Source organism: Flavobacterium sp. ASW18X, from assembly GCF_005144745.1.
Lineage (GTDB): Bacteria > Bacteroidota > Bacteroidia > Flavobacteriales > Flavobacteriaceae > Croceivirga.
Map to the genome: position 1 here is coordinate 73785 of NZ_SWKK01000008.1, position 13866 is coordinate 87650.

The window sequence follows — 13866 nt, forward strand, 5'->3', positions numbered from 1 at the left end:
CGTATTCAACAAATCATAAGTCTTATAGATAAGTATTACCAACAATACTTTTGTAATCTTGCCTGCTTTGCTACATTTACCCCATAATAGAATTAAGATGGCTAGAATACTGACTGGGATACAAAGTACGGGTGTACCACATTTAGGTAATATTTTAGGAGCAATACAACCAGCAATTGCGTTGTCTAATGATCCAAAGAATGAATCTTTTTTGTTTATCGCTAACATGCATACGTTAACCCAAATTAAAAATGGCGAAGAACTAAGACAAAACACTTATGCTGTGGCTGCTACTTGGTTAGCTTTTGGTTTAGATATTGATAAATCCGTATTCTATCGCCAGAGTGATGTTCCACAAGTAACAGAACTTGCGTGGTATTTAAGTTGTTTTTTTCCCTATCAAAGATTAACCCTTGCACATTCTTTTAAAGATAAAGCGGACCGTTTAGAGGATGTTAATAGCGGATTATTTAATTATCCAATGTTAATGGCTGCAGATATTTTAGCGTATGACGCGGAGCTAGTTCCTGTAGGCAAGGACCAATTGCAACATATTGAAATGACAAGAGATGTTGCCAACCGTTTTCATAACCTTATGGGTGAAACTTTTGTTTTACCAGAAGGGCAAGTACAGGAAAACACCATGTACATTCCAGGTACTGATGGCCACAAAATGAGTAAGAGCCGAGGAAACACGATAAACCTTTTCCAAACCGATAAAAAGTTGCGCAAGCAAATAATGGGTATTGTTACGGATAGTATTCCTATGGAAGAACCAAAAGACCCAAATAATGATAACGTTTTTGCGCTTTATAAAATCTTGGCTAGCCAAGAACAAATAGAAGAAATGTCTGCCAATTACTTAGCAGGTAATTATGGGTATGGCCATGCAAAACAAGCCCTTTATGAGGTAATTCTGGAGAAATTTGCAGAACCAAGAGAGAAGTTTGATTATTATATGAATAATCTAAAAGAGGTAGACGAAGCATTAGCTATTGGAGCAGAAAAAGCCGCAAAAACTGCTAATGATGTTTTAGAACGTGTGCGCACCAAAGTAGGATATTAAGCACCGTTAACTACCCAAATTAGCTTATTTAAAAATCCTTTAGCTACTACATGCTAAGGGATTTTTAATACTATACACACTTCACCGATTAGAAATAACCTTAAAACAGCTAAACATTAAAAAATAGTGCACCAACCTTTCTGTATTACTTAACAATCGATTAAAAACGGTAAAACGTAGAAGTTGCATTACTGTGCGATCCGTAATAAAGCTCACATTAAAGCGAAAGCTGAAAAGAGAATGTTATTCAAATCACAGGATAGAGTTACTATAGCACTTCAAATTAATCTATTCTTTCGATGTCAAAATGAATTAAAACTAGAAACGCAGGAGAAAAGCACACTACATCGATGATTTTAGGCTTGATACAGTCTGGTTCAGTTCGTCGAAAAAATACTTTGGCGCCCATTCTTATTAGTAAATTAGTTGTTTACCTTGATAAATAACGTGTTTGACGGGCAAAAAATGCATTAAAATAGACTAACCTGTCTGACTTATTTTCTTAACGATAATAAGCAAGTTTTGATTAGATGGCTTCAAACATTTTACCAGGTAACGGTCTTATTACACCTTTCATCTCCATAGCCAATAATGTGGAAGAAGTTTTAAAAATTGGCAAATTACACTCCAAAGCAACGATATCTAGTAGCTGTTTACCGTTCAGCTGTAAATAGTCATAGATAGACTTTTCTGTTTCATTTAAATCTACAAATAATTGTTTTTGTATATGTTTATCCTTCTTATTTTCCACATCCCAACCTAGTAAATACACCAATTCTGCTGCAGAAGATAATAGTTGTGCCTTTTGCTGTTTAATTAACATATTGCAACCTGTACTAAATTTATCGGTTACCCTACCTGGTACCGCAAAGACATCACGGTTATAACTATGTGCACAATCTGCAGTAACCAAACTACCCCCTTTATCAGCAGATTCTACCACAATGGTAGCTTCACTTAAACCTGCTATTATTCTATTTCTTTTTAAAAAATTCTCTCGTTCTGGATTGCTTGTGCTCCAAAACTCTGTAAAGAAACCACCATTGGCTAGCACAGCGTTGGCATACTTTTTATGAGCCTTAGGATAAATTTGATTTAACCCATGTGCTAAACATGCTATGGTTTGCAATCCATGATTCATGGCCGCTCGTTGAGCGGCAATATCTATTCCGTAGGCAAACCCACTAACTATAATTGGGTCTAATGGCGCTATTTCTTCCATAAAAGATTCGCAAAAGGCTTGCCCGTAGCTAGTAATTTGTCGAGTGCCTACAATACTTATAACTTTTTTAGAGCCAAAATCTATGTTACCATCTTGAAACAGTAAGATAGGAGCATCTATACAATGCTTTAACCGTTTTGGATAAACTTCGTCTTTAAAATAAGTATATTGAATATTGTTTTCCTTAATGTATTGAAACTCTCGTTCGGCTTCTTCTAGATATACAGGATTAAAGAAGTCTTTCAGCATGACCTTTCCTAAACCATCTATTTTCTCTAGTGTAGTCAATTTCTCGTTAAATAGCGGTAAAATACCGCCGGTATACTCCAATAATTTTTTAGCATTTATATCACCGATTTTAGGAATGCGCTGCAATCTTAACAACCCAACCAATTCACTATCAGACAAGGAAGAATACATTCAAAAGTTTTTCACAAGATACCCAAAACTATATGTTAATAAAAAGTTAGGCATTAGTATTTATCTCTCCTTCATTTTTTGCAATATTTGCCCTTATGCGTTTGGAACACTATATAGCAGATTTACTTTACAGATACAATTGTGTAGTTATACCAGAGTTTGGTGCATTTTTAACAAATACAACTACTGCTCAGTTTGTAGACGGAACGCTATATCCGCCTTCTAAACATCTTTCTTTTAATCAACAGTTAACCAAGAACGATGGTTTGTTAGTTTCTTATGTAGCTAATGTTAAAAGCTTACCCTACGATGATTTGTTACATGAGGTCTTAAATGTGGCAAAAAACTGGAAAGAAAAGTTAGCCAATGGTGGTCGTTTAGACCTAGATAAAATTGGTTCTATTTGGATGGGTGCGGAAGGCAAATTGCAGTTTTCTCCAGAAAAGTCTGTTAATTTCTTAGCTGCCTCTTTTGGACTTACCGCTTTAGGGGCAAGCAAAGTAAAACGTGAAGCTTTAAAAGAAGCTATTATGGAATTAGAGGAACGTGCTCCTTTTACCATTACACCAGAGAGGCGTTCTAACGGCTTACGCCCCTACTATAAATATGCCGCTATTTTCTTGCTATTGCTAGCAACTGGTGTGAGTAGTTTTCAGTTTTATGCCAATGGTCAAGAAAAACAATTATTGGCTGAACAGGCAGCAGATGAAAAAGTAAATCATTATTTACAAGAAGCAACCTTTTTTCAATCTACACCTTTAGAATTACCTGCTATTGAAATTGCCGTAGCCAAAACTAATACCGAAGAAGTTGTAGACTACAAACATCATATCATTGCAGGAGCTTTTAGAATCAAAGCAAACGCTGACAGAAAAGTGGCAGAACTGAACAGAAAAGGTTTTGAAGCTCGTTACATTGGCACGAATCCCTATGGACTGCATCAAGTAGCATACCAAAGCTTTGTAGATGGCCAAGAAGCATTGCAGTTTTTGCGAAAAATAAAACAGTCGGTATCTTCTGATGCATGGATGGCATCAGAAAAATAATTCATCCTTACTTCTACACTGTAAAATACTTAACTACCTTTGCGCAAAATTGAAGCAATGCGCGTTAAAACACCTAGTGAATCTAGAACTGTAATGACCGATTTGGTCTTACCAAGTGAAACCAACCCACTAAATAATTTATTTGGAGGTGAATTGCTAGCGCGAATGGATAGAGCGGCGAGTATTGCTGCACGTAGACATAGCAGCCGTATTACGGTGACTGCATCTGTAAACCACGTAGCATTTAACAGAGCAGTGCCATTAGGCAGTGTTGTTACCGTAGAAGCAAGTGTTTCTAGAGCTTTTACTTCTTCTATGGAGATTTATATCGATGTTTGGATGGAAGACCGCATTAGCGGAGAAAGAGTAAAAGCTAATGAAGCTATATATACTTTTGTAGCTGTGGATGAAACTGGGGCGCCAACAGAAGTACCACAACTAAAACCAGAAACAGAATTAGAGCAACAACGTTTTGATGCTGCCCTGAGACGCAAACAATTGAGTTTAGTACTCGCAGGCAAACTAAAACCGAATGATGCGACTGAGCTTAAAGCCCTATTTGTAAAAGATTAAAAGTCGAAATTATCTGGGTCTGGACCAAATCTGTGCGCTTTATCCATCTGGTCTAACTGCTCCATATCTTCTGAACTCAATTCAAAATCAAAGATGGCTGCATTGGCAACAATACGTTCTTTTTTGGTAGACTTAGGTATGGTTATTACTCCTTTTTGCAAATCCCACCGTAATACAATCTGAGCAATACTCTTATTGTATTTTTTAGCCATCGCTTTAAAGGCATCCATTTCAAAGATTTTACCTTGCATCATAGGGGACCAGGCTTCGTATTGAATGTGATGCTCCTTACAAAAATCGAGTAACTCTTGTTGTACCAAATAGGGATGAAACTCCATTTGATTCACCATAGGAATTACTGCAGCATCTTCCATGACTTCTTCTAAATGATGCTGTAGAAAGTTACTTACCCCTATAGCCCTAATCTTCTTTTCTTTATATAAATCTTCTAAAGCACGCCAAGTTTCTTTAAACTTACCAACTACTGGCCAATGTATTAGATAAAGATCTAAATAGTCTAATTGCAAGCGCTCCAAACTTGCCTCGAATGCCTTTATAGTGCTATCATAACCTTGGTCAGCGTTCCAAACCTTGCTAACCACAAAAATGTCTTCTCTAGGAACATTGCTTTGCTGAATAGCTTTTCCTACGCCTTCTTCATTTTTATAAATAGCAGCAGTGTCTATATGCCTATAACCAGCCTCTAACGCCCATTTTACTGCATTAATTACCTCTTCACCATCTTCAGATAAATAAACACCCAAACCAAAATAAGGCATGTTTACGCCGTTGTGCAATTTAAATGTTCCTTGTAAGTCTGTTATGTTCATAGTATTACATTTGGTAAATCCAATGTTCTGGATTTAATTTTGTTGCATTCTGATATAAGTAAAACTTAAGTTTGGTGTCTCCATTTAGCGCATTGGTATACACCTCTCCCAAGGTTTGTTTACTTGTTACTTTTTGTCCTTTTTTTACGTAGACATTAGCCAGATTAAAATACATGCTTATATAATCTCCATGTCTTATATAAACCCCTTTCTGGCCCGTACGCAAGGTCATGATTTCTATGACTTCTCCCTCAAAAATGGCACGTGCTTTCTCCCCTTTGTCTGTAGTAATCGTTACTCCATTATTTTGGTGTTTTATTCCTGGATAAAGCTTATCTGCGTATACGCCAAAACCTTGACTTTTAACGCCTTTTTCTACCGGCCATATTAATTTACCTTTGTTAGAAGAAAAGTTGTTTGCAAGTAATTTAGCTTCCGGAGTCAATTCAAATTTAGCTACATTTTTGCTTCCCTTCTTTTTGTTAGAAGACACTATAGCATTTTTGATTAACCGTTCTATTTCCCTATCTATTCTACGAGTCTCCCTTTGCTTATCCTCAATAACCTTGGCATACTTACTTTCATTAGAGCGTATACTTTTTAGTAATTCCTTTTGTGAGGTAACTTCTTTAGATAATTGGTCTTTAACTTGCTTGTTTTCTGCAATCAACTGGTCTTTAACCTTACGCTGTTGCACCAAATCTTGATTAAGGGTCGTCAACTCATTAGTACGGGTTACAATAGCTTCTCCTTGCTCTTTACGGTATTTGGTATACTGCTTAATATATTGCATGCGCTTATACGCTTGAAAAAAGTTTTCTGAAGACAGTAAAAACATTATTCTATTCTCATCTGTTTTGTTCTGATATGATTTTTGGATAAGAACAGCGTACTCCTCTTTTAATTGCTTTAAGTCTTCTCTTAGTTTACTAATTTTACGAACATTTGCATTTATTTGTCTGTTCAATAAATTAGCCTGTTGGTTGGTAACTTTAATAAGCTCTTGGCGTTTATTTATTTTTTGGTCTAAAGCGTCCATTTGCTCCAAAACATTACCCTTTTGCTTCTTTTCTTTAAAAAGCAATCGGTTCATTTCTTTGATTTCTTTTTGTAACCGTGCTCGCTTTGCTTCTAGTGCTTTTTGTTCACTCGTTTGAGCAAAAAGGGTTGTAGCACAACTGACTAGAAGTACAACAAAAAGAATAATATGTGCTACTATATTCCTCATTAATTAAAGCGAAATCTCTTTAAAACCAGTTGGTATTTTATAAGGGAAATTAACTGATTTTCCCAACTCTACATTCTTATATTCCAAATTTATAGTGGTCTTTTCTTGACCCTCTAATACTAAAATATCTACAGTACTAGGTAAAACCTTTGACGCTACATCTTGATAGGTATAACGCATATCCAATTTTCTATTTTTAATAGATTGCTTTACCTCTTGCTTGGCAATTTTAAATGTGTTTGGTTTTAAATAGAAGAATATCTCATACAACGCCTTTTGTTGTTTTGGTGTTAACTTGTACGTATTCTCTACCAGTTGCACTTGGTACTTATCTTGTTTTAAATCTAAAATAGCATCCCCAACCAATAGATTTTGCACTTTGTTAAAATCCATTTCTGTGCCCAAAAGTTTACTTAAGTACTCAAAATCGCCATCAAAGTATTCATTTTCTAATTTGTTATAAAATGAAACTCTATCTGGAGTAATTAGTGCTTTGAACATACCAAAAGGTGCACTAAGTAAAATAGCATCATCTTTTTTCATCCGTAAACTTACACTTACCCCTTGGCTTTCATCTCCCTTACTATAATCAATTTTCACCTTAGCTGTTAGGGTGGTAAAATTTAATTGATTCTGATAATGTTGTTGAATGACCTTTTTTGCGGTAAGATTAGCATCTACCTCCCCTGTTGCTACCGCTCTTTTGGCCCCACAAGAGCCCAATAATAGCAGCAAAATTATAGCTACATTATATCCTGTAATTTGCTTTATAAGCTTCATTAAAAACCTGGTTTTATTTTACTAAGGTACAGATTTGCTTTAGCTGTATTGTGTAACGCGGTATACGCATCTGCTAAAGTTTGATAAATTTTATTGGCTAGCGCGATATCATCAAACAAATAATCCAAGCCCGTTTCTAAAATTTCTATCGCCTTATAATTATTCCCTTTATTTTGAAGTGCCCATCCATAAGCATAATAAAAGAAAGGTTGCATAGGATATGTTTCTACTGCATTTTCTGCTTGTAACAATACCAAACCAGAATTTTTTAATTGTATCTGTTGTGCCAAATTTAATTTTAAAGTCGCTACTGGGTCACTATTTCTAACCACACTAGCACTGACTTTAGTTTGTGCAATATTAGCCACGCGCTTTTTAAGAATTACTTCTATTTTGGCAGTTAAATCTGATTTAAAATTGTTTTCTGGCAACGTTGCGAGCACCTCTTTAGCTTTTATATACGCGCCATTTTTGTAGTATACTTGCGTTAAATTCTGCTGTAAACGCTTATTCTCTTCTGGGTAAGTTCCAGAAAGGGCGTCTAAAGTGCTAGATTGAGCATTAACAATGCTTACTAGCGTATCTAAATACCAATAATTTTCTGGTTCAGCATTCAAAGCATCTAAGGCCGCCTCTTGCGCTTTTAACCATTGTTTATCTAAGGCATAAGTCTTAGCCAATTCATGGTTTAAAACTGGTGTTTTATTAATAGCATAAGCTTCTAAAAACAGATTAATGGCACGGTCGTAGTTTTGTATACTTTTTTGCCGAAGCGCGTCAAAAAAAACATCTTGAAATCTATCTGTATATTCTTCTAGAAATACCTCCGCACTCTCTTGTACTTCTGGAAGGTTCTTAGAATCTTCGTCTTGGGCCATAAGCGGGGTACGGGTTAGCACCCCCAATACACTTATACCCAAAACGAATTTTCTAAATATCATATAAAATCCAATCGGTATTATTCTAATACAGAATAGTCCCCAATACTTATTGTTTCAAAATTGCCATTGTAAGTAACATGGTTACCTACCATTGCATTATCCAAATTAGCATTTTTAATTATGCTATTGGTTTGGATTAAACTATTTTTAACGGTGCTGTTTTCTATTGTGGTGTTTGCTCCTATAGATACAAAAGGACCCACAGTAGCATCTTTTAGAACCACATTTTCTCCAATGAAACAAGGCGGAATTATATTGGCATTCTCTTCTGTAACCGAATCTGCCACTAATTTTTCACCATCTTTTTCTAAAAATCCAAGCATGCGCTGATTGGTTTCTATTGTAACATTCTTGTTACCGCAATCCATCCACTCATCTACCTTGCCCGTTACAAAAACTTTACCGTCTGCCATCATGCGTTTAATACCATCATTTATTTGGTATTCTCCGCCATTGATAATATCGTTATCTAAAACGTACTGCAATTCTTTTTTAAGTACAGCGACATCTTTAAAATAGTAAATACCAATTACCGCTTGGTCACTAACAAAGCTTTCTGGCTTTTCTACTAATTCTACTATATGGTTATGCTCGTTTAAATTTACTACTCCGTAGGCGGAAGGATTAGGAACCTTCTTTGTCCAAATAACACTATCTGCATTTTTATCCAAATCAAAATCTGCCCGAATCAAAGTGTCTGCGTAGGCAATTACTGCAGGACCTGATAAGGAAGGTTCTGCACACATTATGGCATGGCCTGTACCTTTTGGGTCTAACTGTCTATAAATTGATGCTTTTGCGCCCAATTCTTGAGCAAGATTTTCTAAACTGCTTACCACCTCATCACCAAAAAAAGCAGGGTCTCCTAAAATAAAAGCTATTTCTTCTATTGGTTCGCCTAATACTTTTGCAATATCACTTACCAAACGGTGTACAATGGGTTTTCCTGCAACAGGAATTAGCGGTTTTGGAACGGTCAACGTATGTGGGCGAAGTCTAGAACCACGACCCGCCATAGGTACAATGATTTTCATGTTTAATATAATTGTTGCTCCCTTTTAGGGATGATTAGTATTTATGCTTATTAAAATAAAGTAGTTATTATTTTACACCTGTACTCCCAAAACCACCAGAACCGCGTTCAGTATCTGAAAGTTTATCTACTGAAACCCATTCTGCCCGTTCATGCTTAGCAATAATCAATTGGGCCACACGCTCACCATTTTCAATGACGAATTCTTCATTGGACAGATTGACTAAAATCACCCCTATCTCGCCACGATAATCTGCATCAACAGTTCCTGGTGCGTTGAGCACGGTAATCCCTTTTTTGGCCGCTAGACCACTTCTAGGACGTACTTGGGCTTCATAACCAACAGGAAGTTCTATAAACAAACCTGTTTTAACAATGGTTCGTTCTAAGGGTTTTAAAATGATTGATTCCTCTATGTTAGCCCTTAAATCCATACCTGCAGACGCCAAAGTTTCGTAATGCGGTAAAGCATGAGCCGATTTATTTATAATTTTAATTTCCACGTTTTAAGAATATTGCTTTTAACTTATCGCCTTCCATTTTATATATCAGGCCCAAAAATAGGCAAAGCATTAGGGATCCGACAATTAAGTTACGGTTAAAAATATAGAATGATGAAAAGGAGAAGAGAATTGACAATCCCCCATAAAATAAAATTTTACGCATATTATATGGAACTGGATACAATTTTTTGCCCAGATAATAACTTAAACACATCATTGCGGTATATGCACATAAGGTTGCTATTGCAGAGGCCATATACCCTATTTTGGGTATAAAAATAATATTGATGGCCAAGGTAATTATTGCGCCTATTACTGAAATAAACGCACCGTAGCGTGTTTTATCTGTAACCTTATACCAAACGGACAGATTGTGATAAATTCCTAAGAAGAAATTAGCAAGGACTATAAACGGGACAATTTTTAAGGCATCCCAAAAAGTTTCATTGGGGATTAAAACCAATTTAATTACATCTGCAAAAACAACTACTACTAGTAAAATGATACTCCCAAATATGACAAAATAATCTGTAATTTGAGCATAGCCTTTTTCCGGATTTTTAGAATCTGCATGACTAAAAAAGAAGGGCTCTATACCCAATCTAAAGGCTGTTGAAAATAGTGTCATAAATACCGCTAATTTGTAACATCCTGAGTATTTACCTATTTCTGATTTAGATATTTCTGCTGGCAACAGCCACTCTAATAAATACCGGTCAAAAACTTCATTAATGGTATACGCCATACCAGCGATTAAAACAGGTATAGCATAACGCATCATCCGTTTCCAAAGCACTACATCAAAGGTGTATTTGGTATCCAAATAAACACCACCAACCCATAAAAAAGCGATTCCACTAGAAATAGCATTAGCTAAGAATACATAACCCACTTGAAAATCTGGTATATACAAGGCTTTCCAAAGTGCATTGCCTTCTTCTTGCATTTCTGGTAATAAGGACAAGAATAATAGGTTTAACAACAGATTAAGTGCTACGGTAGAAACTTTTATTATCGCGTACCGCATAGGTTTCTCTTTAGCCCGTAACCATGCAAAGGGAATTATGGTTAGTGCATCAAAAGTTAGAATAGCCACTACAATTAAAAATACCGAAGCATCTAGCGATAAAAATTTTGCTATACCCTCATGGAATAGGTAAGACATTAATAAAAAACCTAAAGTTGTGGCACCTATACTAATTAAACTAGTAGACACCACATTAACCTTTCTTTCTTCTTTATTGAAAAAACGAAAAAAAGCCGTCTCCATTCCGTAGGCTAATACCACATTGCAAATGGCAATAAAAGTAAATACCAAAGAGGTTTCACCATAGGTGCTGGTGTTCATAACCCCAGTATGAAAAGGCACTAGAATAAATGAGAGTATCCGTGGTAAAACCGTGGCCAAACCATAAATAAATGTTTGTTTAAACAGTTTGTTGAGGATGCTCAATTGGGTAGATGTTTAACAGAAACCCCGAAGGAGTACTTCGGGGAAATTTAATAAGATAAAGGTACACAATTTTACGGCTATTGATATAGCTTCTTTTTTTGCACTTTAATACCTTCTAGCTTAACATATTTTAGTTCGCCATTTTCCAAATAGCTGACTACACATTCGTTTTCTGCCAATTCAAAAGGCAACTTTTCTTTTGGCAACGGCGGCGTATTCCCCACTTCTTTTTTAGGATCAGCATGCATTATTATGTCTGGCTTTGGGGCAGAAATAGTTGCGAAATTGGCAACAACTGAAGCAACGCCATTCACTTTTTGCCACTTTAAATCTGCAGATTTCTCTCGAAAATATGCCGTTTTAAAATCCACCTTACTTTTGTCCGATACATCTACTGGTATAACTAGTTTTATACCAGACCCACTTTCTGCTCTCCCGCCAACCCAAGATTGACATGTGACCGTACCCGTTGTAAAAGGCGGGTTTGTTACAAGGTCTTGTTGCGATTTACACCCTGTTAAGGAAAACAATAGAATTGTTGCTATGTAGGTAAGTGATTTCATATCTAAAATTTACTAATGATAAAGATAGAAAACCAAATTTAGTGCCAAACAAAAAAAGCCCCTGAAATATTTCAGGGGCTTTAGTAGAACAAATTGTTCTTATTAGTTGTTTAATGTAATTGATAAGGTGTCTGTCATTGAATCTATCTCATATGAGTTCCAATTTGGAATCAAACGAATTGTATACGTACCTGGAGCTAAACTGCTCCCGGACATAGGGCTATAATAACTGTAATTAATTTCATTACCATTTTGATCAAGTAGCACTAATCTGTATGAATTATAACCAACTGACATATTGTAGGTAGTAGCTAACTCTGTGATTGTAAAGGTATACTCCAACATGTCATCTGTATCTGATTTGGTAAATTCTATATTATATGATTGTGAAAATGGTAGTGTAAGCTCTCCCAAATCAAGGTCCGTTGAATTAGGGTCAGCTATAGCTAGTTTTAAAATTCCAGAATTACTGTAGTAACTATTAATTGAAATAAAATATTTACCTGGGACATTAAAATTTCCATAAACCTTTCCATAGCTTGAATAACTTGTATTTATATAATTGCCATTTTCAGATATAATCTCAAAATTTAGGTCTGTATTAGCATAAAAAGAAAAACCTGTAGCTTCTGCAACATCAATAGTATAAGTAATCCTAGAGTCTGGCTCTACTGATAAGTCAAATGTAGTTTCTAAAATTTCATTAGTACTAAGTTGACCTAAATCTAGATTCGTTTCTTCTGAATTTTTAAAGTTGAAATTAATGGTTCCCGAATCTGTTTGGTTATAATAACTATTAAGGTAAACCAAATAAGTTGTCCCTGGAAACAAGCTTGGAACTTTTATGCCTCCGCTTGTACTAGAATAATTAACATAATTACCATTTTCGTCTCTTATATATAAATCATAGTAATTATCAACGGTGATTATTGCGCCAATTTCTTCTTCTACCGTGAATTTATAAATTATGGCATTATCAATTTCTTCACTTAAATCGAATATGTATGATTCAGTAAACGGAGCAATAACATTGCCTAGGTCAACGTCAGATAAATTAGCATCCGCAAGTTGAATGGTAACTGTTGAATTACTTTGCGAATAATAGGACCCTACTTCCACATAATAATTTCCGACCTCTAAATCAAGACCATTAATAGAATGGTAGCTAGAATTTATCAAATTACCATTTTCATCTCGTAAGTTTACATCCATATTATTAGCTTCTATTCTATAATCTGAAGGCTCTGTAATAGAAAATGTAAATCCAATTCGGTCGTCTGGCTCTTCTTCTGCTATAGAAAATTCTTGTGATGTAATAGATGGAAAATCCAATGGGCCCAAATCTATATCCGTAGCTCTAAATTCATAGACTTGCTCTATATAAGTTTCTTGTGCAGATCCATCAGAAGCAACCACTTTAATTGTTATAGGTTCGTTCAGTAAATCATAGAAATTGTTGTTATAATAATAATAACCCCGGTTGTAATAACTATCCACACTTGTATCGTCCGTAATCAGTTCATCATTAATGTAAACCGTATAAACAATTGAATCTCCGTCAGGATCATCCGTTAAGCTCCAAAAAATCTCTATGCTGTCATAGCTATAGAAATTAAAATAAATGTTTTCAAACTCAAATTCGTTAGGAGAGCGATTTACATTCAATGTTTTAATTGTACTTTCATTAGAGAAGGAACCATTTCCATCATAGGCTCTTATTTCTATTCCCAATACAACATCAACGCCGCTTTTACCTGCAAAATTGGCAACTCCATTTTTAAATGTTTTACCCTTATTTCCCTGATTTGATATATATTCCTGAACGTCTATTTCCACAGAGGTTTCCAAATAATCAGCAACCAATATTTCATTATTCACTATTACTTCATAAGTAACAGAATCGCCATTATCATCTGTTGCCGCATCCCAAGTAATGTTTACTAAAGTACCTTCAACAACCGTTGCCTTTATATTAGTTACTCTTGATGGAGGTACATTAACATAAACCTCTTTGACTTCCTCCTCTGAATCATCCTTGGAACACGAAAAAAAAACCCCTAAGCAAAAAAGGGTAATAAATAATCTAGTAATCTTCATTTTAATTAGGTTGGTTATAAATATTAGTACATATCGTTGAACAGCCTAAACCTCCGTTAAACGGCTTAAACGTCTCCAAATTCATATGCCAGAAGGTTAAATATAAACTTA

At 35.4% G+C, this 13866-nt stretch carries 13 protein-coding genes; 3 read left to right on the top strand and 10 right to left on the bottom strand.

The window, feature by feature from the left end:
* Positions 1-97: 97 nt before the first annotated feature.
* On the top strand, positions 98-1066 hold the full coding sequence (gene trpS / locus FBT53_RS05825; RefSeq protein ID WP_136950235.1) for a tryptophan--tRNA ligase: 969 nt from the start codon (positions 98-100) through the stop codon (positions 1064-1066).
* Positions 1067-1592: 526 nt separating this feature from the next.
* Here the strand turns inward: trpS and dprA are convergent.
* Positions 1593-2708, bottom strand: a complete 1116-nt coding sequence (dprA, locus tag FBT53_RS05830; RefSeq protein ID WP_370323674.1) for a DNA-processing protein DprA — start codon at positions 2706-2708, stop codon at positions 1593-1595.
* Positions 2709-2803: 95 nt separating this feature from the next.
* Here dprA and FBT53_RS05835 point away from each other — a divergent pair, with 95 nt between their 5' ends.
* A complete protein-coding gene (locus tag FBT53_RS05835; RefSeq protein WP_136950236.1) occupies positions 2804-3754 on the top strand; it encodes an SPOR domain-containing protein in 951 nt (316 codons plus the stop codon).
* Positions 3755-3811: 57 nt separating this feature from the next.
* Positions 3812-4327, top strand: coding sequence for an acyl-CoA thioesterase (locus tag FBT53_RS05840; protein WP_136950237.1), 516 nt, complete (start codon positions 3812-3814; stop codon positions 4325-4327).
* Here the strand turns inward: FBT53_RS05840 and FBT53_RS05845 are convergent.
* The 9 genes from FBT53_RS05845 to FBT53_RS05885 all read right to left on the bottom strand — a co-directional run bounded on the left by FBT53_RS05845 (position 4324) and on the right by FBT53_RS05885 (position 13755).
* Positions 4324-5157 carry an aldo/keto reductase gene (locus tag FBT53_RS05845; RefSeq protein WP_136950238.1) on the bottom strand — a complete coding sequence of 278 codons (834 nt, stop codon included), beginning with the start codon at positions 5155-5157 and terminating at the stop codon, positions 4324-4326. The genes FBT53_RS05840 and FBT53_RS05845 overlap by 4 nt on opposite strands.
* A gap of 4 nt (positions 5158-5161) precedes the next feature.
* Positions 5162-6385 carry a murein hydrolase activator EnvC gene (locus FBT53_RS05850; RefSeq protein ID WP_136950239.1) on the bottom strand — a complete coding sequence of 408 codons (1224 nt, stop codon included), beginning with the start codon at positions 6383-6385 and terminating at the stop codon, positions 5162-5164.
* Positions 6386-6388: 3 nt separating this feature from the next.
* A complete protein-coding gene (locus FBT53_RS05855) occupies positions 6389-7165 on the bottom strand; it encodes a DUF4292 domain-containing protein (RefSeq protein WP_136950240.1) in 777 nt (258 codons plus the stop codon).
* Positions 7165-8043 carry a hypothetical protein gene (locus tag FBT53_RS05860; protein WP_169630319.1) on the bottom strand — a complete coding sequence of 293 codons (879 nt, stop codon included), beginning with the start codon at positions 8041-8043 and terminating at the stop codon, positions 7165-7167. Before FBT53_RS05860 ends, FBT53_RS05855 begins: the two co-directional genes overlap by 1 nt.
* 80 nt (positions 8044-8123) lie before the next feature.
* Entirely contained in the window at positions 8124-9140 is a 1017-nt protein-coding gene (locus tag FBT53_RS05865) for a sugar nucleotidyltransferase (RefSeq protein WP_136950242.1), read from the bottom strand.
* A 67-nt stretch (positions 9141-9207) separates the two neighbouring features.
* A complete protein-coding gene (gene dut, locus FBT53_RS05870) occupies positions 9208-9642 on the bottom strand; it encodes a dUTP diphosphatase (protein ID WP_136950243.1) in 435 nt (144 codons plus the stop codon).
* Positions 9632-11095: an oligosaccharide flippase family protein gene (locus FBT53_RS05875; RefSeq protein ID WP_136950244.1), complete on the bottom strand. Its 1464-nt coding sequence runs from the start codon at positions 11093-11095 to the stop codon at positions 9632-9634. Before FBT53_RS05875 ends, dut begins: the two co-directional genes overlap by 11 nt.
* 77 nt (positions 11096-11172) lie before the next feature.
* The gene (locus FBT53_RS05880) at positions 11173-11658 is read right to left on the bottom strand and encodes a hypothetical protein (protein WP_136950245.1); all 486 of its coding nucleotides are present in this window, start codon (positions 11656-11658) and stop codon (positions 11173-11175) included.
* Between the two features lie 102 nt (positions 11659-11760).
* Positions 11761-13755, bottom strand: coding sequence for a hypothetical protein (locus FBT53_RS05885; protein WP_136950246.1), 1995 nt, complete (start codon positions 13753-13755; stop codon positions 11761-11763).
* Positions 13756-13866 lie beyond the last annotated feature (111 nt).